The sequence below is a fragment of the Streptomyces changanensis genome (assembly GCF_024600715.1).
Taxonomy (GTDB): domain Bacteria; phylum Actinomycetota; class Actinomycetes; order Streptomycetales; family Streptomycetaceae; genus Streptomyces; species Streptomyces changanensis.
This window is the reverse complement of sequence record NZ_CP102332.1, coordinates 1,197,001-1,219,991: the sequence shown is the minus strand read 5'-3', so window position 1 is coordinate 1,219,991 and position 22,991 is coordinate 1,197,001. Positions and strand designations below refer to the sequence as shown.

Here is a 22,991-nt window from a genome sequence, read left to right as displayed (position 1 = left end):
TGGGACGGCCGGGCGGACCGGACGGTTCCCCGGGGGGCCGCGCCCGTCGCCGTACGGCCGGGCCGCGCGGGCCCCGCCTCGTGGCGCCCGCCCGGCGGCCGGGGCGGCGCGGCCCCGGCCGGCCGCTGCGGGGCGCCCGGGTGGCGGCTGCGCGGCCGCCCGCCGTCCGCCGCCGGCTGCGCCGACCGGGCGAACCGGGTCGGCGCGCCGCCCGACAAGTCCGGTGCGCCCGAGAGGTAACAGATATTCAGATTATCGGTTGATCCGTCCGACTCCCTTACGGAGGAACCCCTCATGACCGCAGCCCGACCACTCCTGCGCACGGCCGTCGCCGGACTCGTCCTCGCCGGCACCGCTCTCGGCGGCGCGCCCGCCGCCGTGGCCGCACCCGGGGACAACGGCGACGTCAAGATCCACAGCAACAGCACCTCGCCGCTCGACCAGCGCAACGAGCCCAAGGTCTGCAGCTTCTACCTCGCCGCGTTCAACTTCGACGGGCTCCAGCAGGTCGGCTACACCATCGCGCCGCAGCCGATGAAGGCCGGCGACCCCAGCGTCCAGGGCGCGATCACCCTCTCCCCGACCGGCACCGGCCACACCGACGAGCTCTCGCTCCCCGACGGCATGTACAAGCTCACCTGGACGTTCGTGGGCGCCACCGGTGCCGGCAAGACGAAGGTCTTCCAGGTCGACTGCCCCGACGGCACCGACTCGACCAGCGAGGAGGAGACCCCGCGCGGCGCCGTCGGCGCGGGCGGCGGCGGCATGGCGGAGGCACCGCCGGAGGAGGGCTCGGCGTTCGGCGTCGGAGCGGCGCTCGCGGCCGGCCTGGCGGGCACCGCCGGGCTGATCCTCGTCCGTCGTCGCCGTCGCGCCGATGGCGCCGCGTAGGCCCGGCCACACACGGTTCACCCGCCGGCAGCGGCGCCTGCTCCGCCTCGCCAGGACGGCGGCGGTGACGGCGGCGCTGGTCGCCGGCGGGGTCTGGTGGGCCCAGGACGACGCGCGGTCCGGGGCCCTCCGGCCCGTGGCGGCCCCACGGCAGCAGGCCGCGACCCCCGCCGCGCCGGCGCCCGGGGCGACGGGCGGGGCCGGACCGCGGGCCGTCCGCCCGCCGCCCGTGCCCACCGCGCGGCCGACGCCCACCGCGAAACCGCCGCCCGCCCCCCTCGGCCCGTCGCCCGCCGCGCGGCTGGCCATCCCGGCCATCACCATCGAGGCCCCCGTCATCGGCCTCGGCCTGGACGCCACCGGCCGGCTGCGCTCCCCGCCGGTCGACGACCCCCGCCTCGTCGGCTGGTACGACGGCGGGCCCACACCCGGCGAGAAGGGCACGGCCGTCGCCGTCGGCCACCGCGACACCCGCACCGGGGCCGCCGTCTTCCTCGACCTCCACTCGCTGAAGCGCGGCAACACCGTCCGGGTCACCCGCCTGGACGGGCTGACGGCCGTCTTCACGGTCGACCGCGTGCGGACGTACGGCAAGGAGAAGTTCCCCGACGAGGAGGTGTACGGGTCCACCGGCCGCCCCGAGCTGCGCCTGCTCACCTGCGGCGGGGCCTTCGACCCCAAGAAGGGGTACGCCGCCAACGTCGTCGTCTTCGCCCACCTCACCGACGTCCTCCCGGCGGGTGCCGACCGGGCGTGAACCGGCGGGCCCGTGCCTCCCCGAGGGGGCGCGCGGGTCCGCCGCGCCGTTCACCGGCGGCCGGTCGGAGGCGCGGACCGCCGGACGCCGGGGCGGGTCCCCTGCCACTGTGGGACCGGCCACGCGCCGGCCCGGCGCCGCCCGTCACCCACCGAGGAGCCCCGCGTGTCCGTACCCGCCCCGCCCTCCGCCGCCGTGCCGCCCTCCGTACCCGCCCCGCCCTCCGCCGCCGCCTCGCCCTCCGCCGCGGCGCCGGCCTCGGCGTCAGCGGCCGGCCCCGTGCCCGTGCCCACCCGCGCCCGCACGCGGGTCGCCCGTGGCGCCGGGGGCCGGGGCCGTACCGCCCTCGCCGCCGCCGCGCTCCTCCTCGCGGTCGGCGCCCCCACCGCGTACGTCGCGCTCGACGACGGCGCGGGCCCCGCCGTGCCCGCCGCCGGTGTGCCGGGGTCCACCGTGCCCGCCGGGGCCCGTGCCCACGCCGAGACCCGCCTGCTGTTCGGCACCGAGCGGCCCGACGGCGGCCCCGCGGTGACCGACCGGCAGTTCACGGAGTTCGTCGACCGCGTGGTCACCCCGCTCTTCCCCGCCGGGCTCACCGTCCAGGAAGGGCGCGGCCAGTGGCGCGACGGCTCCGGCCGGATCCAGCGGGAGCGCTCGTACGAGCTGGTCCTGCTGTACCCGGCCGCCGACGCGGCCGCCGCCCACCCTCGCGTCGAGCGCGTCCGCGACAGCTACCGGCGGGCCTTCGGGCAGGAGTCCGTCGCGCGCGTCGACGACCGGGTGCGGGTCGACTTCTGAGCGGGCGCGGATGGCAGGATCGTGCCCACCCGCCACCGCCACCCTCTGGCGGCGGAAAACTACCGCCGCTAGTTTGGTCGGCGACGGACGACAGGCACAGCGAGCCAGGCCGAAGGAGACAGCGATGAAGGTCCACGACGGGATGTACATCGACGGCGCGTGGCGGCCCGCCGCCGGTGCCGGCACCATCGCCGTGGTGAACCCGGCGACCGAGGAGGTCATCGCCGAGGTGCCGGCGGGTTCGGCGCAGGACGTGGACGCCGCCGTGCGTGCCGCCCGGGCGGCCTTCCCCGCCTGGTCCGCCACCACCCCCGCCGAGCGCGCCGCCCGCCTCGCCGCCCTGCGCGACGCCCTCGCGGCCCGCCAGGACGAGATCGCGGCGACGGTCACCGCGGAGCTCGGCGCCCCGCCCAAGCTCGCCCACGCGGTCCACGCCGGGCTGCCGGTCACCGTCACCGGCTCGTACGCCGACCTCCTCGCCACGTACCCGTTCGAGGAGAAGGTCGGCAACTCGACCGTGCTGTTGGAGGCGGTGGGCGTCGTCGGCGCCATCACCCCCTGGAACTACCCGCTCCACCAGCTCGTCGCCAAGGTCGCCCCGGCCCTCGCGGCCGGCTGCACGGTCGTCGTCAAGCCGGCCGAGGAGACCCCGCTCACCGCCCGGCTCTTCGCCGAGTGCGTCGACACGGCCGGCTTCCCGCCGGGCGTCCTCAACCTCGTCACCGGCCTCGGCCCCGTCGCCGGCCAGGCGCTCGTCGAGCACGAGGGCGTCGACCTCGTCTCCTTCACCGGCTCCACCGCCGTGGGCCGGCGCATCGGGGCCACGGCCGGCGGCGCGGTCAAGCGGGTCGCCCTCGAACTCGGCGGCAAGTCCGCGAGCGTCATCCTGCCCGGTGCCGACCTGGCGAAGGCGGTCACCACCAGCGTCGCCAGCGTCATGTCCAACTCCGGCCAGCGGTGCAACGCCTTCACCCGCGTCCTCGTCCGCGCGGACCGCTACGAGGAGGCCGTGGCGCTCGCCGCCGAGGCCGTCACCGCGTACCGGCCGGGCGAGCGCCTCGGCCCGCTGGTCAGCGCCGCGCAGCGGGACCGGGTCGTCGCGTACGTCGAGAAGGGCGTCGCCGAGGGCGCCCGCCTCGTCGCCGGGGGCCCGCGGCCGCCACTGGACCGGGGCTACTACGTGGCGCCGACCGTCTTCGCCGACGTCACCCCCGACATGACCATCGCCCAGGAGGAGATCTTCGGCCCGGTCGTGGCGTTCCTCCGGTACGAGGACGAGGAGGACGCCCTGCGCATCGCCAACGGCACGGTGTACGGCCTCGCCGGGGCCGTCTGGGGCGAGCCCGGGGCGGCCGTGGCCTTCGCCCGCCGCATGGAGGCGGGTCAGGTCGACATCAACGGCGGCCGCTTCAACCCGCTCGCCCCCTTCGGCGGCTACAAGCAGTCCGGCGTCGGCCGCGAGCTCGGCGCGCACGGCCTCGCCGAGTACCTGCACACCAAGTCCCTCCAGTTCTGATCCCCGAGCCCGAGCCCGGCCCCCGAGCCCCGACCCCGGAGCCTCGGGGCCCGAGTCCCGGGGCTCCGACTCCCGACCCCCGACCCGCCGCGTTCCGGGGCTCCGAACCACCCCCGGGGCTCCGAACCCCGACCCGCCGAGCCCCGGGTCCTGACCCTGCCAAGCCCCCGAGCCGGGAGAAGCCCATCGTGGTCGTCCGCGCCGCCGTCCTGCCCGCCGTCGGGTCTCCGCTGGAGATAACCGGCATCGAACTCCCCGAGCCCGGCCCCGGCGAGGTCCGGGTCCGCCTCGCCGCCGCCGGGGTCTGCCACTCCGACCTGTCCCTGTCGGACGGCACCATGCGGGTGCCCGTACCCGCCGTCCTCGGCCACGAGGGCGCCGGCACCGTCCTCGCCGTCGGGCCGGGCGTCACGCACGTCGCGCCGGGTGACGAGGTCGTCCTCAACTGGGCCCCGTCCTGCGGCTCCTGCCACCACTGCGCGATCGGCGAGGTGTGGCTGTGCGTCGACGCCCTGGCCGGCGTGGGCCGCGTGTACGCCGCCACCGAGGACGGCACCCCGCTCCACCCGGGCCTGAACGTCGCCGCGTTCGCCGAGGAGACGGTCGTCCCCGCCCGGTGCGTCCTGCCCGTCCCCGACGGCGTGCCGCTGACCGACGCCGCCCTGCTCGGCTGCGCCGTGCTCACCGGCTACGGCGCCGTGCACCACTCCGCCCGCGTCCGCGAGGGCGAGTCGGTCGTCGTCGTCGGGGTCGGCGGGGTCGGCCTGGCGGCCCTCCAGGCGGCCCGCATCGCCGGCGCCGGGCCGATCGTCGCGGTGGACGTCTCGCCGGAGAAGGAGGCCCTGGCGAAGGCCGCCGGGGCCACCGACTTCGTCGTCGCCTCGGACGCCACCGCCCGGGAGGTGCGCGGGTTCACCGGCGGCCGGGGCGCCGACGTGGCCGTCGAGTGCGTCGGCCGGGCCGCCACCATCCGGACCGCCTGGGACTCCACCCGGCGTGGCGGCCGCACCACGGTCGTCGGCATCGGAGGCAAGGACCAGCAGGTGACGTTCAACGCCCTGGAGATCTTCCACTGGGGCCGCACGCTGTCCGGCTGCGTCTACGGCAACTGCGACCCCGCCCGCGACCTGCCCGTGCTCGCCGACCACGTCCGCGCCGGCCGCCTCGACCTCGGACTCCTCGTCACCGACCGGATCGGCCTGGCGGACATCCCGGCAGCGTTCGACGCCATGCTGGCGGGGAAGGGCGGGCGCGCCCTGGTCGTCTTCTGACGCACCCGCGAGACACCCCGGCCGCACCGTGCGCGGCCGGGGTGCCCGTGCTGCCCCGGTGGGCCGGGCCGGCGGACGTACCCGCACGTGGGAAGGGGCGCCGGGGGGCCGCGCCGCCGCCGCAGAAGCGTTGCGGTCCAGCCCGTTGACTCCATACCAGCCGGTCGGTACGGTCCCGGCAGTCAGGCGCCGCCCCCCTTCCGTCCCGCACCCACCGGAGCGTGCTCCCATGGACACGGCACCCCCTTCCGCCCCCGCCACCGCCGCCCCCACCGACCGCCACCGGCGCAAGGTGGCCACCGCCGCCGCCCTCGCCTCGGCCGTCGAGTGGTACGACTACTTCGTCTTCGGCATCGCCGCCGCCCTCGTCCTCGGCGACCTCTACTTCCCGGCCGCCAGCCCCTCGGCGGGCGTCCTCGCCGCCTTCGCCACCTTCGCCGTCGGCTTCCTCGCCCGCCCCATCGGCGGCGTCATCGCGGGCCACCTGGGCGACCGGCGCGGCCGCAAGCCGATGCTGGTCCTCGCCCTCACCCTGATGGGCGTCGCCACCGCGGGCATCGGCCTGCTCCCCACGTACGAGACGATCGGCATCGCCGCCCCGGTGCTCCTCGTCCTCCTGCGCGTCCTCCAGGGCCTCGCCGTCGGTGCCCAGTGGGGCGGCGCGATGCTCATGGCCACCGAGTACGCCCCCGAGGGCAGACGGGGCCTGTACGGCAGCCTCGTCCAGCTGGGCGTGCCGATCGGCGTGGTCACCGCGAACACCGTCTTCCTCGCGGCGGGCGCGCTCACCGGTGACGCGGCGTTCGCCGGCTGGGCCTGGCGGGTGCCGTTCCTCGTGGGCTTCCTCGTCCTCGGCCTCGCCTGGTACATCCACACGCGGGTCGAGGAGACGCCGGAGTTCCGGGCGGCCGAACGGGCCCTCGCCGCGCAGGAGAAGGAGCGGCCCCGATCCCCGCTGCGGACGGTCCTGCGCCACCAGCTCGGCACCGTGCTGCTGGCCGGCGGCTCGTTCGCGGTGAACACCGCCACCTTCTACATCGTCGTCACCGGCGTCCTCGACTACGCCACCCGCGAGCTGGCCATGGAGCGCAGCGCCGTGCTGACGGTCTCCCTCTGCGTGAGCCTCACGCAGCTGGCGCTGATCCCCGCGGCGGCGGCCCTGTCGGACCGGGTCGGCCGGCTGCGGGTGTACGCGTTCGGCGCGGCCGGGCTGCTGGTGTGGGCGGTGCCCATGTTCCTGCTCATCGACACGGCCTCGCTGCTCTGGCTGGCGGCGGGCACCTTCGTCGCCAGCTGCTTCCTCAGCATCATGTACGGCCCGCAGGCGGCGCTCTTCGCCGAGCTCTTCTCGGCGGAGACGCGGTACACCGGCGCCTCGCTCGGCTACCAGATCGCCGCCGTGCTCGGCGGCGGCCTCGCCCCGTTCCTGATGGTGCTGCTCCTGGAGGCGACCGGCACCTCGATGTCCGTGGCCGCCTACATCATGGTGCTGGCGGTGGTCGCGCTGCTCTCGATCAAGGTCCTCGCCTCCCGTGCCGCCGGGGCCGGCCGGCGCTGACGCCGCGCCCCGCGACCGGCGTCGACCACGCCCGGTACGACCGGCGTCGACCACGCCCGGTACGACCGGTGCCGACCCCGTCCCCACGCCCCGCGCCGACCCCCGTACGACCGGCGCCCCCGCGTCCCGGCCCGAGCCGGGTCCGCGTCCCCGCCCTGGCCGTGACCGGCCGGTGTCGGGGCGCGGGCGGGGCGCCGGGGGCGGGTCAGGCGCGCGCCAGGGCCGCGTACTGCACGGCGAGTCCGTCGAGCAGCGCCCGCAGGCCCGTCTCGAAGGCGCCCTCGTCGACCTTCTCCCGGTGCTCGGCCAGCAGGTGCGCCCGGCCCAGGTGCGGGTAGTCCGCCGGGTCGTAGGCCGTCTCGTCGTCGACGAACCCGCGCGCGAACGAGCCCAGCGCCGAGCCCGTGATGAAGTACCGCATGAGCGCGCCGATGTGCGTCGCCTGCGCGGGCGGCCAGCCCGCGCGGACCATCGCCCCGAAGACCGCGTCCGCGACGCGCAGCCCGGCGGGCCGCCGCCCGGGGCCGCTGGCGAGCACGGGGACGATGTTCGGGTGGTCGGTGAGGGCGGCCCGGTAGGAGACCGCCCAGTCGTGCAGCGCCGTCCGCCAGTCGCGGTCGTCGCCCTCGTCGAACATCGTCAGGTCGACCTGCGCGCTCACCGCGTCCGCGACCGCCTCGAGGATCTCGTCCTTGGTGCGGAAGTGGTTGTACAGCGACGGTCCGCTGACGCCCAGCTCCGCCGCGAGGCGGCGCGTCGAGACCGCCTCCAGCCCCTCCGCGTCGATCAGGGCGGCCGCCGCGTCGACGATGCGGGCTCGGCTGAGGAGGGGCTTGCGCGGTCTGGCCATGCGGCACATAGTAGGGCTGCCCAAAAAAAACTAGCGCTGGTAATTAAAAGGGGAGTGCGCGTGAACCTGGAGCTCAGCGAGGAGCAGGAGGCCGTCCGCCGGCTCGCCCGGGACTTCGTCCGGCGCGAGGTGGCCCCCCACGCCGCCGCCTGGGACCGGGCCGAGAGCGTCGACCGGGGGATCGTGCGCAAGCTCGGCGCGCTCGGGTTCCTCGGTCTGACCGTCCCCGAGGAGTACGGCGGCTCGGGCGGGGACCACCTCGCGTACTGCCTCGTCACCGAAGAGCTCGGGCGCGGCGACTCCTCCGTGCGCGGCATCGTCTCCGTCTCGCTCGGGCTCGTGGCCAAGACCGTCGCCGCCTGGGGCGACGAGCGGCAGAAGCGCGCCTGGCTGCCCCGGCTCACCTCGGGCGAGGCCCTGGGCTGCTTCGGCCTCACCGAACCGGGCACCGGCTCCGACGCCGCGAACCTCGCCACGCGGGCCGTGCGCGGACCCGGCGGTGACTGGGTGGTCAACGGCTCCAAGATGTTCATCACCAACGGCACCTGGGCCGATGTCGTCCTCCTCTTCGCCCGCACCTCGGACGTGCCCGGCCACCGCGGCGTCTCCGCCTTCCTCGTCCCGGCCGACACGCCCGGCCTCTCCCGCCGCCCCGTCCACGGCAAGCTCGGCCTGCGCGGCCAGTCCACCGCCGAGCTGGTCCTCAAGGACGTCCGGATCCCGGCCGACGCCCTCCTCGGCCCCGAGGGCAAGGGCTTCGCCGTCGCCATGTCCGCCCTCGCCAAGGGCCGGATGTCCGTCGCCGCCGGCTGCGTCGGCATCGCCCAGGCGTCGCTCGACGCCGCCGTCGGCTACGCGGGGGAGCGCGAGCAGTTCGGCAAGCCCATCGCCGCGTACCAGCTGGTGCAGGAACTGATCAGCGACATCGCCGTCGACGTCGAGGCCGCCCGGCTGCTCACCTGGCGAGTCGCGGACCTCGTCGACCGCGGTGAGGAGTTCGCCACCGCCGCGTCGCAGGCAAAGCTCTTCGCCTCGGAGGCCGCCGTGCGCTGTGCCGGCAACGCCCTCCAGGTCTTCGGCGGCTACGGCTACATCGACGAGTACCCCGTCGGCAAGCTCCTCCGGGACGCCCGGGTCATGACGCTCTACGAGGGCACGAGCCAGATACAGAAGCTGATCATCGGCCGCGCCCTCACGGGCGTCTCCGCCTTCTGAGGCGCTGAGTACCGGCCTGAGTACCCGCGCGGATGTGTCCCGGGCCACACGGTGCGCATCCTCGACGGCATGAGTGACACACCGGTCAAGCAGCAGAACACGGCGGCCTACTACGGACAGGCCGTCGCCTCCTTCGCCATCGCCCTCGCGGCCGTCGCGCTCGGCATCGGCAACCTGGAGGCCGACGTGTGGGTGCGGGCCTTCCTCGGCATCGCCGTCCTGTACCTGACGACCTCCGCCTTCACCCTCGCCAAGGTCGTCCGTGACCGTCAGGAGGCGGGGCACATCGTCAGCCGCGTCGACCAGGCGCGCCTGGAGAAGCTCCTCGCCGAGCACGACCCGTTCCAGAAGCTCTGAGCCGTACACCGCGGACGCGCTAAGCGCTTGCTCACCCTCGCGGTATGGTGTTCGTCCTTGAGCGTGGGAAGGGGCGAATGATGAGTACGGCGGAGGAGACGGCCGGCGGTGAGGAGATGCCGTGGGGCGAGGTCACCCCGGACGCGGCCCGGCGGCTGCTCGTCGCCGCCGTCGACGCCTTCGCCGAGCGGGGCTACCACGCGACGACCACCCGGGACATCGCGGGCCGCGCGGGCATGAGCCCCGCCGCGCTCTACATCCACTACCGGACCAAGGAGGAGCTCCTCCACCGGATCAGCCGGATCGGCCACGACAAGGCCCTGGCGATCCTGGAGGCGGCGGCGGACGCCCCCGGCACCGCCGCCGAACGGCTCGCCGGCGCCGTCCGGTCCTTCGTCCGCTGGCACGCCGAGCGGCACACCACCGCGCGCGTCGTCCAGTACGAGCTGGACGCCCTCGGCCCCGAGCACCGCGCCGAGATCGTCGCCCTGCGCCGCCGGACCGACGCCGCGGTGCGCCGCATCATCGGCGACGGCGTCGCGGCGGGCGAGTTCGACGTCCCGGACGTGTCCGGCACCACCCTCGCCGTGCTCTCGCTCTGCATCGACGTGGCGCGCTGGTTCAACGCTCAGGGCAGTCGGACGCCCGACGAGGTCGGCGCGCTCTACGCCGACCTCGTGCTGCGCATGGTGAGCGCTCAGAAGTAGAAGCGGGACACCGACTCCGCGACGCACACCGGCTTGTCGCCGCCCTCGCGCTCCACCGTGACCACGGCGGTCACCTGCACGCCGCCGCCCACGTCCTCGACGTCCTTGACGGACGCGGTCGCCCGCACCCGCGAGCCCGCCGGCACGGGCGCGGGGAAACGCACCTTGTTCGTGCCGTAGTTGACGCCCATCCGCACGCCCTCGACCCGCATCACCTGCGGCACCAGGACGGGCAGCAGCGACAGGGTCAGGTAGCCGTGCGCGATGGTCGTCCCGAACGGCCCGGCCGCCGCGCGCTCCCGGTCCACGTGGATCCACTGGTGGTCCTCGGTGGCGTCGGCGAACAGGTCGATCCGCTTCTGGTCCACCTCCAGCCAGTCGCTGTGCCCCAGCTGCTCGCCGGCCGCGGCGCGCAGCTCGTCGGCGGAGGTGAAGATCCTCGGCTCTGCCATCCCTGCTCCCTGTCCAGGTGCGTCCTGCCCGATCTTTCCAAGCGCTTGCTTAGCATGGTGGGGGCGGTTGCCCTTGTCAACGGACCAGTAGGGTTCGGTGGGTGCCGCAGATTCCAGAGAAGATCCACGAGCTCACCGTCGGCCAACTCTCCGCGCGCAGCGGGGCGGCCGTCTCCGCCCTGCACTTCTACGAGGCCAAGGGCCTGATCAACAGCCGCCGCACCAGCGGCAACCAGCGCCGCTACAGCAGGGACGCACTGCGCCGCGTCGCCTTCGTCCGGGCCGCCCAGCGCGTCGGCATCCCGCTCGCCACCGTGCGGCAGGCCCTCGCGGAACTGCCCGAGGAGCGGACGCCGACGCACGACGACTGGGCGCGGCTCTCCCGGGCCTGGCGGGCCGAACTGGACAACCGCATCCAGCAGCTCGCCCGGTTGCGCGACCACCTCACCGACTGCATCGGCTGCGGCTGCCTGTCCCTCGACACCTGCGTGCTGTCCAACCCCGACGACATCTTCGGCGAGCGGCTCACCGGCTCGCGGCTCCTGCCGGAGCGCCCCCGCCGGGACGCCGACGCGGGCTAGCGGGTGCCGTGCCGATGACGTCCTGCTCACGACGCCCGGCACGCGCCCGCCCTCCGGGCACGGGAGGCGCCCCCACCGCGGCGTCGTCGCCGGTCGCCGTGACTCCGCCGTGGCTCCCTCCTGCGCCGCGCGGCCGCACGCACGGGACACCGCTCCCTGATCCGACCCGACCGGCTGGACACCCCCACCGGGGCGCCCGCGCGCCCCGGCGGTCGGGGCGGGTGCCGCCTCCCGGTGCTACTCGTACTCCGTGCCGCCCTTGCGGGTCAGGTACGCCGGGCTGACCGCCTTCGCGAGGGCGCGCCCGCCCAGCACCGGGCTGTACCGCTCGATGGCCGGCCGCACGACCACGCCCTCCCGCAGGTGCAGCGCCCGCCCCGAGACCGTCTCCCGGCCCGTGGCCAGCTCCAGTACCGTCGCGAGATCGTACGGCCCCGCGTACAGCCGCGGTACCGGCGGCAGTTCGCCGGCCAGCACCTCGTGCAGCTCCCCGGCGTCCAGCCGGCGCACCCGCCCGGCGACCTCGACCGCGACGTCGAAGACGGCGTACCCGAGCCGACCCGCGCGGGCGTCGGCGCCGTACGCCAGGTCCTGCACCCCCGCCCCGTACACCTCGGCGAAGACGCCGACCCGGGTGGCGCCGAAGCGCTCGGCCAGCCGCGCGGCCGCCGCGGGCACGCCGTGGCCGCGCACCGCCCGCCAGTAGACGTTGCGCGGGTCCTCGCGCAGGGCGAGCCCCTTCGCGCCGAAGCCCTTCGACGACACCTGCACCCGTCCGTCCCCGGCGTGGTACGTCGTCAGGCAGGCCGTGCCGTGCACCTTCTCGGTCAGCACGACGGGCTCGCCCGGCACGAAGACGTCCGGGTGGCGCCGGAGGTTCTCCACGTCGCCCCACGGCAGCAGGTCAGGCGCGGCCTCGACGTCGCCGCTCATGCTGGTCGGCACCGGCGGCACCCACTTGGTGATGCCGAGCGCCTCGGCGAAGTCCGTCCGCTCCGCCGCCGCCCGCACCAGGTCGACGCCGGCGAGGGCGCGCGGCCGGCAGACGATGCCCTGCGACAGCTCCCCGCGCAGCCGCACCGCCTTGACCCGGTTCGCCTCCGCGCCGGCCAGCCGCCCCGTCAGCCCCAGCTCCTCGACGAGCGCGGGCGGCAGCACCGCCTGCTCCGGCACGTACACGGCGGCGTCGCCGTCGCGGAAGGCGCCCTTCGCCACCACGGCCCGGAACAGGCCCACCTGGGCGAGTTCCAGGGCGTCGGCGTTCGGGTGCTCGTGGACGGTCAGCAGCTCGGCGGTCACGCGCAGCGTGGACATCGGGGTCCTGCTCCTCGGGTCGGCGTCGGTTCGGTCCGGCCACTGTGGCCGCGCCGAATCCGGTGGCTCACGCCGTTTTCCGCCTGCTACGGTCCCGCCCGATCCCACCGGCCATCCGTCGCCGCGGTCGCCGTCACGCCGCCGTCGCCGGTCGCGCCGGTCGCGTCCACCCGGTGCGGGGCGCGCCGGTCGCCGTCTCGCCGGTCCGGGGCGAGCCGATCACGGCCGCGGCGGCCGGGGGTGCGCCGGAGGCTCCGGCCCCACCCCCGTACCGCTCCGCGGCGGTTCACCCCACGGCGGCGAGCTCCCGTACCGCGCGGGCCCGCAGTCCGTCGGCGCGCGCCGTCCGCCCGCGCGCGGCCCTCAGGGCCCCGTCGGTCAGCACGGGAGCGGGCACCACCACCCCGCACTCCGTGCACACCGGCCCGCACCCCTGCGCGTCGGCCGCGACCGGCCGCCACGCGAACCGGTCCGCGCCGCACACCGGGCAGCTCCCGCCCGGCTGCGCCTCCAGCGCGGAGACCAGCCGGCGCAGCGCCTCGCCGAGCGGCAACCCGGGGTGCACCGCCGGGTCGACGCACCGCACGACCCCGTTGCCGCCCCAGGTGTGCCGGTGCCAGTCGTCGAGGGCGGGGGGCCGCCGCAGTCCCAGGTGCTTCTCGTGCCGGCGGCGTTCCGCGAACCGCCGTTCATAGGCGAGCCACACGGCCCGCGCCTCCTCCAACTCGTCGAGCGCGGCCACCAACCGCGCCGGATCGAGATCCCGGTCCTCGGGCCCGAACCTGTGCCTCCGGCACAGGTGGTCCCAGGTCGCCCGGTGCCCGTACGGAGCGAACCGCTCCAGGCACTTGCGCAGCGAGTAGCGCCGCAGCGCCACGTCGCACCCAGGATCACGAACCTGTCTGGCGAGACTCCGGAAACCTGCCATCGCTCCGCCACCTCCGTCGCTGGTACTTCGGCGTCGTTGAAGAGACGTACGGGTGCCCGTTTCGGCTCCATCGAAAATGCGGATGTCGGCCAACACGGACACGTCCCCCCACTGGTACGCGTGTGCGGGCCGTGCCGTTCGGTGCGCGCGTGGTGGATTGACGGCCCCTCAGCGGCCCGGCCCACCGGGTCAGCGGTACAGCAGGTACTGCCCGCGCATCGTCCGGAAGGCGGCCAGGCCCCGCTGCCACGCCCCGGCCACCTCGCGCGGGTCGGCGCCCGCGTCGACGAGGGTGCGCACCGTCGTCGAGCCCGTGAGCTTGTCGATCCAGTGGTCGGGCCGCCACGCGAACCCGCTCCAGCTCCGCTTCGCCGTCACGAGCAGGGCGACGCCGGTGAGCACGGGATCGAAGGCGGCGGGATCGTGGACGTGCAGCTGCACCCCGCCGACCGTCTTCCCCTGGAACTTGGAGAAGACCGGCGCGAAGTACGCCTCCCTGAACCGCACCCCGGGCAGCTCCAGCGCGTTCGCCGCCTGCGCCCACCGCCGGTCGACGCCCTCGGCGCCGAGCAGTTCGAAGGGCCGGGTCGTGCCCCGGCCCTCCGACAGGTTGGTCCCCTCGAACAGGCAGGTCCCCGGGTAGACGAGCGCGGTCTCCGGCGTCGGCATGTTGGGGCTGGGCGGCACCCACGGCAGCCCCGTCGCGCCGAAGAGGTCCCGACGCCGCCAGCCGGACATCCGGACGGTCTCCAGCGGCACCGGCCGCGTGAGGAACTCCCCGTTGAAGAGGAGCGCCAGCTCCGCCACGGTCATCCCGTGCGCCTGGGCGATCGGCTCGCGCCCCACGAACGTGGCGAACGCCTTGTCCAGCACCGGTCCGAGCGCCGCCCGCGCACCGAGCGGGTTCGGCCGGTCCAGTACGACGAAACGTTTCCCCGCCAGCTCGGCGGCGACCATGCAGTCGTACATGGTCCAGATGTACGTGTAGAACCGGGCGCCCACGTCCTGGATGTCGAACACCACGGTGTCCACGCCGGACGCGGTGAAGACGTCCGCGAGCGCCCGGCCGCTCTTGCCGTACGTGTCGTAGACCGGCAGCCCCGTGGCCGGATCGTCGTGGCGGCCCTCGGAGCCGCCGGCCTGCGCCGTGCCCCGGAACCCGTGCTCCGGACCGAAGACCGCCATCAGGTCCACCCGGTCGTCGGCGTGCATGACGTCCACGATGTGCCGCAGATCCGCCGTCACGCCGGTCGGGTTCGTCACCACGCCGACGCGCCGGCCGGCCAGCAGTGCGTACCCGTCGGCCGCCAGCCGGTCGAAGCCGGTCCGCACCCGCCGTACGCCCCTACCGCCCTCGCCGCCCCGCCCGGCCGCGGCGGGAGCCGCGACCAGCCCCGCCGCGCCGGCGGCGCCCGTGGCGCCCGCGGCGCCCGCCGCACAGCCCGCCGCCGCCAGCAGACCCCGTCTGGACACGCTCATGGGATCACCTCCGTGATCATTCCGTCACGCTCCGACATGACCTCGCAGGCTAGCGCGACGCCCCTTCCGGGCGGACATACCGACCGGTTAGTCTGCTGTCGTCGGTGGCGGTCGGACCGGAAGACGGCCGCGGGCCGGACGCGCGAGTCGGTCGCTGGCGGCTTCCGGCCGACCGCGGGCCGGCCGCAGGCCGCACGCATGCCGCACGTGGGCCGCACACAGGTCGGACGCGCGTCGGACGTACGTCGGACGCAGGGAGAGGGGTCGTCGATGAGCACGTTCCAGGGCGCCGGAGTGGTGGTCACGGGGGCCGGCGGCGGCATCGGCGCCGCCCTCGCGCGCAGGTTCGCCGCCGAGGGAGCCCGCGTCGTCGTCAACGACCTGGACCCCGCCCGCGCCGAGCAGGTCGCCGACGCGATCGGCGGCACCGCCGTGCCCGGCGACGCCTCCGCGGTCGTCGCCGAGGCCCGCGACGCCCTGGGCGGCACCGTCGACGTCTACTGCGCCAACGCGGGTCTCGCCTCGCCCGGTGACGCCTTCGCCGACGAGGCCGTCTGGTCCGCCGCCTGGGACGTCAACGTCATGGCGCACGTGCGCGCCGCCCGGACCCTCCTGCCCGACTGGCTGGAGCGCGGCCAGGGCCGGTTCGTCTCCACCGTCTCGGCCGCCGGCCTCCTCACCATGATCGGGGCCGCCCCCTACAGCGTGTCCAAGCACGGCGCGTACGCCTTCGCCGAATGGCTGTCGCTCACCTACCGTCACCGCGGCCTGAAGGTCCACGCCATCTGCCCGCAGGGTGTCCGCACCGACATGCTCACCACCGCCGGATCGGCCGGCGAGCTGGTCCTCGCCCCCACGGCCATCGAGCCCGACGACGTCGCGGAGGCCCTCTTCTCGGGCATGGCGGAGGACCGGTTCCTGATCCTCCCGCACGCCGAGGTCGCCGAGTACTACCGGGCCCGCGCCGCCGAGCCGGAGCGCTGGCTGGGCGGCATGAACCGCGTACAGCGCACCTGGGAGGGAACCGGGAGGTGAACGGCGCCCCGACTAGTGGGAAGATCGGTCCTCGGCCGGGCGACGACGGCGGCGGCAGCGACGGAGAGAGGTGGCGGCACATGGCCAGGACGACGGACGGGAACGGTGCCACGCCCGTCCCCAGACGGCTGCTGGCCGCCGCCACCCGCCTCTTCGCCGAGCGGGGCTACGACCGCACGTCCGTGCAGGAGATCGTCGAGGCCGCCGGGGTCACCAAGGGCGCCCTCTACCACTACTTCGGCTCCAAGGAGGACCTGCTGCACGAGGTGTACGCGCGCGTGCTGCGCCTCCAGCAGGAGCGGCTCGACGCCCTCGCGGACGCCGACGCGCCGGTCGACCGGCGGCTGCGCGACGCGGCCGCCGACGTCGTCGTCACCACGATCGAGAACCTCGACGACGCGTCGATCTTCTTCCGCTCGATGCACCACCTGAGCCCGGAGAAGAACAAGCAGGTGCGCGCCGAGCGCCGCCGCTACCACGAGCGGTTCCGCGCCCTTGTCGAGGAAGGGCAGCGGACCGGGGTGTTCTCCACGGCCACCCCGGCGGACCTGGTGGTCGACTACCACTTCGGCTCGGTGCACCACCTGTCGACCTGGTACCGGCCCGACGGCCCGCTCACCCCGCAGCAGGTGGCCGACCACCTCGCCGACCTCCTCCTGCGGGCCCTGCGCCCGTAAGGCCCGCGACGGGGGCTCCGGCCGGGTCCCGGCCCGGTCGAACCGACCTACCCGAACGACCTGCTTGGATTCGCCCGGCCCGCCCCGGGCCGGCGCGGCCCCGTCCCGACGCCCGCACGGCCCCGTCCCGACGTGCCCGACGCCCGCCGCGGGCCCGGCTCGACGCCCCGGCGCCCGCGGCGGGCCCGGCTCGGGCGTCCGGCCCGGGCCCGCCCGTGCCCGGTCAGGCGTACCGCTTCAGCTCCCGCCGGGCCAGCGAGCGCTGGTGCACCTCGTCGGGCCCGTCCGCGAGGCGCAGCGTCCGCGCCGACGCCCACAGCTCGGCCAGGGGGAAGTCCTGGCTCACCCCGCCCGCGCCGTGCAGCTGCACCGCCCGGTCGATGACGTCCACGACCGTGCGGGGCGTGGCGATCTTGATGGCCTGGATCTCCGTGTGGGCGCCCTTGTTGCCGACCGTGTCCATCAGCCAGGCGGTCTTCAGCACCAGCAGCCGCAGCTGCTCCACCGCGACCCGGGCGTCCGCGATCCAGGCGTGCACCTGCCCCTGCGCCGCCAGCGGCCGGCCGAACGCCGTGCGGGAGACCGCCCGCCGGCACATCAGCTCGATCGCCCGCTCCGCCATGCCGATCAGCCGCATGCAGTGGTGGATGCGCCCCGGGCCGAGCCGGGCCTGGGCGATGGCGAACCCGCCGCCCTCCTCGCCGATCAGGTGGTCCACCGGCACCCGGGCGCCGTGGAAGACCACCTCGGCGTGCCCGCCGTGGGAGTGGTCCTCGTACCCGTACACCCGCATCGCGCGCCGCACCTCGACGCCGGGGGTGTCGCGCGGCACGAGCAGCATCGACTGCTGGCGGCGGACGTCCTCGCCCTGCGGGTCGGTCTTGCCCATCACGATGAAGATCCGGCAGTCCGGGTTCATCGCTCCGGAGATGTACCACTTGCGGCCCGTGACGACGTACTCGTCGCCGTCCCGCTCGATGCGCGTCTCGATGTTGGTGGCGTCGGACGAGGCGACCTCCGGCTCGGTCATCGCGAACGCCGAGCGGATCTCCCCGGCCAGCAGCGGCTCCAGCCACCGCGCGCGCTGCGCCTCGGTGCCGAACTGGGCGAGGACCTCCATGTTGCCGGTGTCCGGGGCGGCGCAGTTCAGCGCCGTCGGCGCCAGGTGGGGCGAGCGACCGGTGATCTCGGCGAGCGGCGCGTATTGGAGGTTGGTCAGCCCGGCACCGTACTTCGCGTCCGGCAGGAAGAGGTTCCACAGGCCCCGCCGCCGCGCCTCCGCCTTCAGCTCCGCCACGACCGGCGGGGTGTCCCAGGGGGAGGCCAGCGCGGCGCGCTGCTCCTCGGCGACCGGCTCGGCCGGGTACACGTGCTCGGTCATGAAGGCGAGCAGGCGCTCGCGCAGCTCCTCGGTGCGCGCGTCCATCGCGAAGTCCATGGGGTCAGCCCTCCTGCAGGGTGTCGAGGCCGTGCTCGATGAAGACGGGCACCAGCTCGCCGATCCGGTCGAAGCCGGCGCCGACGGTCCGGCCGAGCGTGTAGCGGTAGTGGATGCCCTCGAGGATGACGGCGAGCTTGAACCAGGCGAACGCCGTGTACCAGGCGAGCGACGAGACGTCGCGCCCCGACCTGGCGGCGTACCGCTCGACCAGCTCGCGCGGGGCGGGGTGGCCGGCGGCCGACGCGGTCGTGCTGATCACGGACCCCGGGACGTCCAGCGGCGTGCTGTACATGACGAGCAGCCCGAGGTCGGTGAGCGGGTCGCCGAGGGTGGACATCTCCCAGTCGAGGACCGCGGTGATCCGGTCCTCGTCTCCGATCAGGACGTTGTCCAGGCGGAAGTCGCCGTGGACGACGGTCGGCGCGGGGGAGTCGGGCAGCGACCGGCCCAGGGCGGCGTGCAGCTCGTCCACTCCGGCGAGCTCGCGGCCGCGCGAGGCGGCCAGCTGCTTGCCCCAGCGGCGCAGCTGCCGGTCGAGGAACCCCTCGGGCCGGCCGAAGTCGCCGAGGCCGACCGCGTCCGGGTCCACCGCGTGCAGGTCGACCAGCGTGTCCACCAGGCCCAGCACGGCGCCCCGGGTGCGCCCGGGGCCCAGCGGCGCGAGCTGGTCCGCGGTGCGGTACGGGGTGCCGGGCACGAAGTCCATCACGTAGAACGGCGCTCCGAGCACCGACTCGTCCTCGCACAGCAGCAGCGGCCGGGGCACCGGCACGGCGGTGGGGTGCAGGGCGCTGAGCACCCGGTGCTCCCGGCGCATGTCGTGCGCGGTGGCCAGCACGTGGCCGAGCGGCGGGCGGCGGACCACCCACTGGTGGGCGCCGTCGGAGACCGCGTACGTGAGGTTGGAGCGGCCGCCCTCGATCAGCCGAGCCCGCAGCGGACCGCCGACCAGTCCGGGCCGCTCGCTCTCCAGCAGCGCGCGCAACCGCTCGGGGTCGAGACCTGGCGGCGGGGCAGAGCTCATGGTGCGCACCTCCGGGGGCGGGGGACGGCGACGACGGGTACCCGGGCATCATGACCGACCAGTCGGTATGTCGTCCACCTCGCACCACGGGAAGCCCCCGGCCCGGCACCCCGGTCGGCGGAGGCGGTGGGTGTCCGGCGCCCCGGTCCGGCCCCCGGGCCCGGCCCGGGGCGCGCCCGGCCCGGGCCGGCTCAGGCGTGGCAGGCGACCGCCCGGCCGCCGTTCATCGCGGCCATGTCCCCGAACACCGCCGCCACGTCCAGCGGCGACCCCTCCGGCAGGCCCTCCAGCTCGGCGTACGCGCGGTGGACGTTGGCCACCAGCCGCTCGCTCTCGCGCAGCAGCCCGAACTCGCCCAGGTCGGCCCGGCGCGCGACCTCCAGCGGCGGCAGCCCCCGGGCGTGGCCGTCCCGTGCCAGCTCCGCCACGAACCGCAGGTACGCCTCCGTCGCGTCGTACACCGACGGGTCCGTGAGCGGCCCGTGCCCCGGCACGACCGTCTCGGCGTCCATCGTCCGCAGCACCTCCATGGCCCGCAGCGACCCGCGCAGCGAGCCCGTCGCCAGGAACGGCGTCCCGCCGTTGAAGACGAGGTCGCCGGTGAAGACGACCCCGCGCTCCGGCAGGTGCACGACCGTGTCGCCCGCCGTGTGCGCGATGCCCGGGTGGACGAGCCGTACCTCCGTGCCGCCGACGTGCAGCGTCATGCGGTCCCGGTACGTCACCGTGGGCGCCGTGACGCGGATGTCGCCGAAGTCCGTCTGCGGCCAGAGCAGGTGCAGTTGCCGCCCCGCCGCGAGGACCTCCCGGCGGCAGGCCTCGTGCCCCACGACGGTCGCCTCGGGCAGGAAGACGGAGTTGCCGTACGTGTGGTCGCCGTGGTGGTGGGTGTTGACGACCGTCCGCGGTGGTGCCGCGCCCCGTGCGAGGAGGGCGTCGCGCAGGGCGATGGCGCGCCGCTCGGTCGCGGTGGTGTCGATCAGGACGGTGTCCGTGCCGTCGCTGACGAAGCCGGCGTTGTTCAGGCACCAGCCGCCGTCGGGCTGGACGTAGGCGTGCACATCAGGAGCGAGTCGGACGGTGTACGGGTCGGTTGCGGGCACCGGTGTCCCCCCGGGTCGTGGCCGAACTGGACAGGCAGAGCCTGCCAGTCGGCGCCGCCGGGGCGGACGCCGGGGTGCGTCACCCGCCGGGCGCGGGCCGGGGCGGTCGGGGCGTTCGGACCGGTGTCCGGCCGTCCGCCGCGTCAGTGCCGTCGGGGCGTCAGTGGTCGTCCCAGTGCCCGTCGTGGGCCGCGTGCCGGTGCCCGTCGTGCGCGTAGTCGACGTGGTCGCCGTGGACGACGGCCGGGTGCCCGCACCCCTCGCCGTGCTCGTGGGCGTGACCGCTGTGGGCGACGTGCTCGCCCGGCTCGCACTCGTCCCAGTGCCCGGAGTGCTCGCGGTGCAGGTGCCCGTCGTGGACGTAGTCGACGTGGTCGCCGTGGACGACGGACGCGTGGCCGCAGGCGGGGCCGTGGGCGTGGACGTGCGCCGGGTGTTCCTCGTGCCGGACCGTCATGGCAGTACCTCTGTCCGGAGGGCCGCTGACACTCCCAGGTTATCCCTGTTTGCCCCATTGATCACCTCGGGGGAGGGTCGTCCCATGAAGGCGATCAGCTACCGCCGCTACGGCGGACCCGAGGTCCTGGAGTTCGGCGAGCGCCCGGACCCGAAGGTCGGCCCCGACGACGTGCTGGTGAGGGTGCGGGCGGCGGCCGTCAACCCGGTCGACTGGAAGTGCCAGGCCGGCTACCTGGACCGCGCCCTGGACGCGGTCTTCCCGGTCGTCCCCGGCTGGGACGTGTCCGGCGTGGTCGTGCAGCCCGGTGTCTCCGTCCCGGAGTTCGACGTGGGCGACGAGGTGATGGGCTACGTCCGCGAGGACGTGCTGTGCCACGGCACCTTCGCCGAGTACGTCGCCGCGCCCGTCCGCACCCTCGCCCGCAAGCCGCGCGCCCTCGGCTTCGAGGAGGCGGCGGCGCTGCCGCTGGTGGGCCTCACGGCCTACCAGGCGCTGCGCCGGACGCTGCGGGTCCGTGCCGGTGAGACGGTGCTCGTGCACGCGGCCGGGGGAGGCGTCGGGGCGATGGCCGTGCAGATCGCCCGCCACCTCGGCGCCCGGGTCATCGGCGCGGTCCGCGAGGGCGGCGCCGACGGCGTGCGCGAGCTGGGCGCCGAGCCCGTGGAGTACGGCGACGGCTTCGCCCGCCGGGTCCGCGCGCTCGCCCCGCAGCGGGTGGACGCGGTGCTGGACACGGTCGGCGGCGAGGTGCTGAGGACCTCGCCGAACCTGCTGGCCCCCGAGGGCCGCCTCGCCTCCGTCGCCGACGGCGACGTCGTCACCCTCGGCGGGGCCTACATGTTCGTGCGCCCCGACGCCGCCGACCTCGCCGCCCTCGCGGACCTGGTCGACGAGGGCGCCCTGACGGTGCGCGTGGCCCGCGCGTACCCGTTGGAGGAGGCGGCGCGGGCGCAGCGCGCGGCGATGGCGGGCGGGCTCGGCGGGAAGGTCGTCGTCACCGTCGGCGGGACGGCCTGAACCGCCCGGCCCCGGCCCGCCCCGGCACGGTCCCGCGTCACACCACCACGACGGGGCCCGGCCGCTCCCGCCTCACACCACCACGGCCACGGCGAAGCCCGCCAGCGCGAGGGTGCACCCCACGGCGGCCCAGCCCGCACCGATGCCCAGCGCCCGTGGCCGCCCCCGGTCCAGCTCCCCGATCCGCCGGTGCGCCACCGCCAGGAAGGCGATCCACACCAGGAGCGACAGCCCGGCCCCGAGGACCCCGACGGCCGACGCCTCGCCGCCGTGCAGCGCCTGCCGGGCGGCCAGGACGGCGGCGACCGTGCACGACAGGGTCGTGCGCCGCCACGCCAACCGGGTCCGCTCGGGCTGCAACCCGGGGTCGCGGGGCGCCTGCGTCACCCCGCCCACCCGAAGAGCACGACCAGCACCATGGCGAGCGCCACGACCCCCACCACGAGGCTCAGCACCGTCGGGAAGCGGCTCACCGGCAGGTCGTCGCCGCGCCGCATCGCCCGTTCGCACCGCACCCAGTGGTCGACCGCCCGCAGCGCGCACAGGGCGCCCGCGCCGAGCAGGAGGAGCGCCATCCCGACGCGCGCCCCGCGCGGCAGGTCGGGCAGGAACTGGTCGACGGCGAACCCGCCGCCCACCAGCGCCAGGCCGGTCCGCAGCCAGGCGAGGAACGTCCGCTCGTTGGCGAGCGAGAAGCGGTAGTCGGGCGTCTCGCCCTCCTCCCGCACCCGCTGCGGCGAGAACCACAGCCGCACGCTCCGCCCGAAGTCACCCACGCGATCACCCTAACCGGCCATCCGCGCCCCGGGCGTGTCACCGGGCCGGCCCCGGCGCCGGGCGCGTCACCGGGCCGCCCGGAGCCTCTCCCACGCGGCGAGCCCGTCCGGCACCCACGGCCACTCGGTCAGGCGCTCCGTCAGCTCGGCCTCCGTCAGGAAGGCGTGCCAGGCGACCTCCTCCGGCTGCGGGGAGACCCGGGGCGTGCAGCGCACCTCGTACACCCGTGACCACCACGAGCCGCGGCCGCCGGGACCGTCGTCGTACAGGAAGGTCAGCACGGGCTCCGGGCGGGGCAGGCCCCGCACGCCGAGTTCCTCCTCCGCCTCCCGCAGGGCCGCGGCGTCGTACGACTCGCCCGCGCCGACGACGCCGCCGACGAACATGTCGTACAGCGAGGGGAAGGCGAGCTTGGTCGCCGTGCGGCGGTGCACGAAGATCCGGTCGTCGGGGTCCCGCGCCAGCACGAAGACGCAGCGGTGCCGCAGACCGCGCGCGTACACCTCGCCGCGGGGGAGCCGCCCCACGACCTCGTCGCGCTCGTCCACGACGTCCAGCAGTTCGTCGGCGGGGGATGCGTCCATGTCGGGTCCTTTCCGGTTCTTCCGGGGTCTTCCGAGCTTCTCCGAGTCCTTGCAAGGCGCTCCGAGGCTCGAGGTCCTTCGAGGGGTTCTCCGAGATCCCCCGGGGGTCCTCCGAGGCCCTCGAGGTCCTCCGGGGCCGACGAGGGCCGGGGCCCCGCGGGTTCACGGAGCCTTCGACGATCTTCCCCGCCCGCGAGGG

The 22,991-nt window shown here is 75.5% G+C and carries 25 protein-coding genes; 13 read left to right on the top strand and 12 right to left on the bottom strand.

What is annotated here, in order from left to right; genetic code table 11:
* Positions 1–294: 294 nt before the first annotated feature.
* The 6 genes from NRO40_RS05365 to NRO40_RS05340 all read left to right on the top strand — a co-directional run bounded on the left by NRO40_RS05365 (position 295) and on the right by NRO40_RS05340 (position 6,791).
* Entirely contained in the window at positions 295–891 is a 597-nt protein-coding gene (locus NRO40_RS05365; protein ID WP_257375339.1) for a hypothetical protein, read from the top strand.
* Positions 878–1,648, top strand: coding sequence for a class F sortase (locus NRO40_RS05360; RefSeq protein ID WP_257375338.1), 771 nt, complete (start codon positions 878–880; stop codon positions 1,646–1,648). The genes NRO40_RS05365 and NRO40_RS05360 overlap by 14 nt, the downstream gene beginning before the upstream one ends.
* 285 nt (positions 1,649–1,933) lie before the next feature.
* On the top strand, positions 1,934–2,446 hold the full coding sequence (locus tag NRO40_RS05355) for a DUF3574 domain-containing protein (protein ID WP_058944697.1): 513 nt from the start codon (positions 1,934–1,936) through the stop codon (positions 2,444–2,446).
* Positions 2,447–2,570: 124 nt separating this feature from the next.
* The gene (locus NRO40_RS05350; RefSeq protein ID WP_058944693.1) at positions 2,571–3,962 is read left to right on the top strand and encodes an aldehyde dehydrogenase family protein; all 1,392 of its coding nucleotides are present in this window, start codon (positions 2,571–2,573) and stop codon (positions 3,960–3,962) included.
* Between the two features lie 188 nt (positions 3,963–4,150).
* The gene (locus NRO40_RS05345) at positions 4,151–5,233 is read left to right on the top strand and encodes a Zn-dependent alcohol dehydrogenase (protein ID WP_058944692.1); all 1,083 of its coding nucleotides are present in this window, start codon (positions 4,151–4,153) and stop codon (positions 5,231–5,233) included.
* A 229-nt stretch (positions 5,234–5,462) separates the two neighbouring features.
* Complete coding sequence (locus NRO40_RS05340) at positions 5,463–6,791, top strand: MFS transporter (protein ID WP_058944691.1); 1,329 nt, start codon at positions 5,463–5,465, stop codon at positions 6,789–6,791.
* 205 nt (positions 6,792–6,996) lie between these two features.
* On the opposite strand, the gene NRO40_RS05335 is transcribed toward NRO40_RS05340, so the two are convergent.
* Complete coding sequence (locus NRO40_RS05335; RefSeq protein WP_058944690.1) at positions 6,997–7,641, bottom strand: TetR/AcrR family transcriptional regulator; 645 nt, start codon at positions 7,639–7,641, stop codon at positions 6,997–6,999.
* Positions 7,642–7,701: 60 nt separating this feature from the next.
* Here NRO40_RS05335 and NRO40_RS05330 point away from each other — a divergent pair, with 60 nt between their 5' ends.
* The 3 genes from NRO40_RS05330 to NRO40_RS05320 all read left to right on the top strand — a co-directional run bounded on the left by NRO40_RS05330 (position 7,702) and on the right by NRO40_RS05320 (position 9,920).
* A complete protein-coding gene (locus tag NRO40_RS05330) occupies positions 7,702–8,856 on the top strand; it encodes an acyl-CoA dehydrogenase family protein (RefSeq protein ID WP_058944689.1) in 1,155 nt (384 codons plus the stop codon).
* Positions 8,857–8,925: 69 nt separating this feature from the next.
* Entirely contained in the window at positions 8,926–9,213 is a 288-nt protein-coding gene (locus NRO40_RS05325) for a YiaA/YiaB family inner membrane protein (RefSeq protein ID WP_058944696.1), read from the top strand.
* Between the two features lie 80 nt (positions 9,214–9,293).
* Positions 9,294–9,920, top strand: a complete 627-nt coding sequence (locus NRO40_RS05320) for a TetR/AcrR family transcriptional regulator (protein WP_058944695.1) — start codon at positions 9,294–9,296, stop codon at positions 9,918–9,920.
* Here the strand turns inward: NRO40_RS05320 and NRO40_RS05315 are convergent.
* Positions 9,911–10,372 carry a MaoC family dehydratase gene (locus tag NRO40_RS05315; RefSeq protein WP_058944688.1) on the bottom strand — a complete coding sequence of 154 codons (462 nt, stop codon included), beginning with the start codon at positions 10,370–10,372 and terminating at the stop codon, positions 9,911–9,913. The two genes, NRO40_RS05320 and NRO40_RS05315, sit on opposite strands and share 10 nt — an antisense overlap.
* Positions 10,373–10,473: 101 nt before the next feature.
* Between NRO40_RS05315 and soxR the strand changes: the two genes are divergently transcribed.
* Complete coding sequence (soxR, locus tag NRO40_RS05310) at positions 10,474–10,953, top strand: redox-sensitive transcriptional activator SoxR (RefSeq protein WP_058944687.1); 480 nt, start codon at positions 10,474–10,476, stop codon at positions 10,951–10,953.
* Positions 10,954–11,190: 237 nt separating this feature from the next.
* Here the strand turns inward: soxR and NRO40_RS05305 are convergent, their stop codons facing one another.
* The 3 genes from NRO40_RS05305 to NRO40_RS05295 all read right to left on the bottom strand — a co-directional run bounded on the left by NRO40_RS05305 (position 11,191) and on the right by NRO40_RS05295 (position 14,674).
* Positions 11,191–12,267: an RNA ligase (ATP) gene (locus tag NRO40_RS05305; protein ID WP_058944686.1), complete on the bottom strand. Its 1,077-nt coding sequence runs from the start codon at positions 12,265–12,267 to the stop codon at positions 11,191–11,193.
* Between the two features lie 286 nt (positions 12,268–12,553).
* Positions 12,554–13,195: a hypothetical protein gene (locus NRO40_RS05300; protein WP_058944685.1), complete on the bottom strand. Its 642-nt coding sequence runs from the start codon at positions 13,193–13,195 to the stop codon at positions 12,554–12,556.
* Positions 13,196–13,384: 189 nt separating this feature from the next.
* Positions 13,385–14,674 (bottom strand): exo-beta-N-acetylmuramidase NamZ family protein, encoded by a 1,290-nt coding sequence (locus NRO40_RS05295; RefSeq protein WP_058944684.1) that lies wholly within the window; start codon positions 14,672–14,674, stop codon positions 13,385–13,387.
* Between the two features lie 270 nt (positions 14,675–14,944).
* On the opposite strand from NRO40_RS05295, the gene NRO40_RS05290 reads away from it, so the two are divergent.
* Positions 14,945–15,709, top strand: coding sequence for an SDR family oxidoreductase (locus NRO40_RS05290; protein WP_058944683.1), 765 nt, complete (start codon positions 14,945–14,947; stop codon positions 15,707–15,709).
* A gap of 80 nt (positions 15,710–15,789) precedes the next feature.
* The gene (locus NRO40_RS05285; protein ID WP_058944682.1) at positions 15,790–16,386 is read left to right on the top strand and encodes a TetR/AcrR family transcriptional regulator; all 597 of its coding nucleotides are present in this window, start codon (positions 15,790–15,792) and stop codon (positions 16,384–16,386) included.
* 223 nt (positions 16,387–16,609) lie between these two features.
* Here the strand turns inward: NRO40_RS05285 and NRO40_RS05280 are convergent, their stop codons facing one another.
* The 4 genes from NRO40_RS05280 to NRO40_RS05265 all read right to left on the bottom strand — a co-directional run bounded on the left by NRO40_RS05280 (position 16,610) and on the right by NRO40_RS05265 (position 20,411).
* Complete coding sequence (locus NRO40_RS05280; protein WP_058944681.1) at positions 16,610–17,824, bottom strand: acyl-CoA dehydrogenase family protein; 1,215 nt, start codon at positions 17,822–17,824, stop codon at positions 16,610–16,612.
* Positions 17,825–17,828: 4 nt separating this feature from the next.
* On the bottom strand, positions 17,829–18,851 hold the full coding sequence (locus tag NRO40_RS05275; RefSeq protein ID WP_058944680.1) for a phosphotransferase family protein: 1,023 nt from the start codon (positions 18,849–18,851) through the stop codon (positions 17,829–17,831).
* Positions 18,852–19,042: 191 nt separating this feature from the next.
* Positions 19,043–19,954 carry an MBL fold metallo-hydrolase gene (locus tag NRO40_RS05270; RefSeq protein ID WP_058944679.1) on the bottom strand — a complete coding sequence of 304 codons (912 nt, stop codon included), beginning with the start codon at positions 19,952–19,954 and terminating at the stop codon, positions 19,043–19,045.
* A gap of 160 nt (positions 19,955–20,114) precedes the next feature.
* On the bottom strand, positions 20,115–20,411 hold the full coding sequence (locus tag NRO40_RS05265) for a hypothetical protein (RefSeq protein ID WP_058944678.1): 297 nt from the start codon (positions 20,409–20,411) through the stop codon (positions 20,115–20,117).
* A gap of 84 nt (positions 20,412–20,495) precedes the next feature.
* Here NRO40_RS05265 and NRO40_RS05260 point away from each other — a divergent pair, with 84 nt between their 5' ends.
* The gene (locus tag NRO40_RS05260) at positions 20,496–21,431 is read left to right on the top strand and encodes an NADP-dependent oxidoreductase (protein WP_058944677.1); all 936 of its coding nucleotides are present in this window, start codon (positions 20,496–20,498) and stop codon (positions 21,429–21,431) included.
* Positions 21,432–21,503: 72 nt separating this feature from the next.
* Here NRO40_RS05260 and NRO40_RS05255 read toward each other — a convergent pair whose 3' ends face one another.
* The 3 genes from NRO40_RS05255 to NRO40_RS05245 all read right to left on the bottom strand — a co-directional run bounded on the left by NRO40_RS05255 (position 21,504) and on the right by NRO40_RS05245 (position 22,792).
* Positions 21,504–21,818 (bottom strand): DUF202 domain-containing protein, encoded by a 315-nt coding sequence (locus NRO40_RS05255; protein ID WP_058944694.1) that lies wholly within the window; start codon positions 21,816–21,818, stop codon positions 21,504–21,506.
* A complete protein-coding gene (locus NRO40_RS05250; RefSeq protein ID WP_058944676.1) occupies positions 21,815–22,207 on the bottom strand; it encodes a YidH family protein in 393 nt (130 codons plus the stop codon). The genes NRO40_RS05255 and NRO40_RS05250 overlap by 4 nt, the downstream gene beginning before the upstream one ends.
* Positions 22,208–22,273: 66 nt before the next feature.
* A complete protein-coding gene (locus tag NRO40_RS05245) occupies positions 22,274–22,792 on the bottom strand; it encodes an NUDIX domain-containing protein (RefSeq protein ID WP_058944675.1) in 519 nt (172 codons plus the stop codon).
* Positions 22,793–22,991: the final 199 nt, after the last annotated feature.

Excerpts from the sequence above, each read along its gene's own strand:
- NRO40_RS05365 (WP_257375339.1), top strand. The coding sequence starts at position 295 with ATGACCGCAGCCCGACCACTCCTGCGCACGGCCGTCGCCGGACTCGTC.
- NRO40_RS05360 (WP_257375338.1), top strand. The coding sequence starts at position 878 with ATGGCGCCGCGTAGGCCCGGCCACACACGGTTCACCCGCCGGCAGCGG.
- NRO40_RS05350 (WP_058944693.1), top strand. The coding sequence starts at position 2,571 with ATGAAGGTCCACGACGGGATGTACATCGACGGCGCGTGGCGGCCCGCC.
- NRO40_RS05340 (WP_058944691.1), top strand. The coding sequence starts at position 5,463 with ATGGACACGGCACCCCCTTCCGCCCCCGCCACCGCCGCCCCCACCGAC.
- NRO40_RS05335 (WP_058944690.1), bottom strand. The coding sequence starts at position 7,641 with ATGGCCAGACCGCGCAAGCCCCTCCTCAGCCGAGCCCGCATCGTCGAC.
- NRO40_RS05325 (WP_058944696.1), top strand. The coding sequence starts at position 8,926 with ATGAGTGACACACCGGTCAAGCAGCAGAACACGGCGGCCTACTACGGA.
- NRO40_RS05320 (WP_058944695.1), top strand. The coding sequence starts at position 9,294 with ATGAGTACGGCGGAGGAGACGGCCGGCGGTGAGGAGATGCCGTGGGGC.
- NRO40_RS05315 (WP_058944688.1), bottom strand. The coding sequence starts at position 10,372 with ATGGCAGAGCCGAGGATCTTCACCTCCGCCGACGAGCTGCGCGCCGCG.
- NRO40_RS05305 (WP_058944686.1), bottom strand. The coding sequence starts at position 12,267 with ATGTCCACGCTGCGCGTGACCGCCGAGCTGCTGACCGTCCACGAGCAC.
- NRO40_RS05300 (WP_058944685.1), bottom strand. The coding sequence starts at position 13,195 with ATGGCAGGTTTCCGGAGTCTCGCCAGACAGGTTCGTGATCCTGGGTGC.
- NRO40_RS05295 (WP_058944684.1), bottom strand. The coding sequence starts at position 14,674 with ATGAGCGTGTCCAGACGGGGTCTGCTGGCGGCGGCGGGCTGTGCGGCG.
- NRO40_RS05290 (WP_058944683.1), top strand. The coding sequence starts at position 14,945 with ATGAGCACGTTCCAGGGCGCCGGAGTGGTGGTCACGGGGGCCGGCGGC.
- NRO40_RS05285 (WP_058944682.1), top strand. The coding sequence starts at position 15,790 with ATGGCCAGGACGACGGACGGGAACGGTGCCACGCCCGTCCCCAGACGG.
- NRO40_RS05280 (WP_058944681.1), bottom strand. The coding sequence starts at position 17,824 with ATGGACTTCGCGATGGACGCGCGCACCGAGGAGCTGCGCGAGCGCCTG.
- NRO40_RS05275 (WP_058944680.1), bottom strand. The coding sequence starts at position 18,851 with ATGAGCTCTGCCCCGCCGCCAGGTCTCGACCCCGAGCGGTTGCGCGCG.
- NRO40_RS05265 (WP_058944678.1), bottom strand. The coding sequence starts at position 20,411 with ATGACGGTCCGGCACGAGGAACACCCGGCGCACGTCCACGCCCACGGC.
- NRO40_RS05260 (WP_058944677.1), top strand. The coding sequence starts at position 20,496 with ATGAAGGCGATCAGCTACCGCCGCTACGGCGGACCCGAGGTCCTGGAG.
- NRO40_RS05245 (WP_058944675.1), bottom strand. The coding sequence starts at position 22,792 with ATGGACGCATCCCCCGCCGACGAACTGCTGGACGTCGTGGACGAGCGC.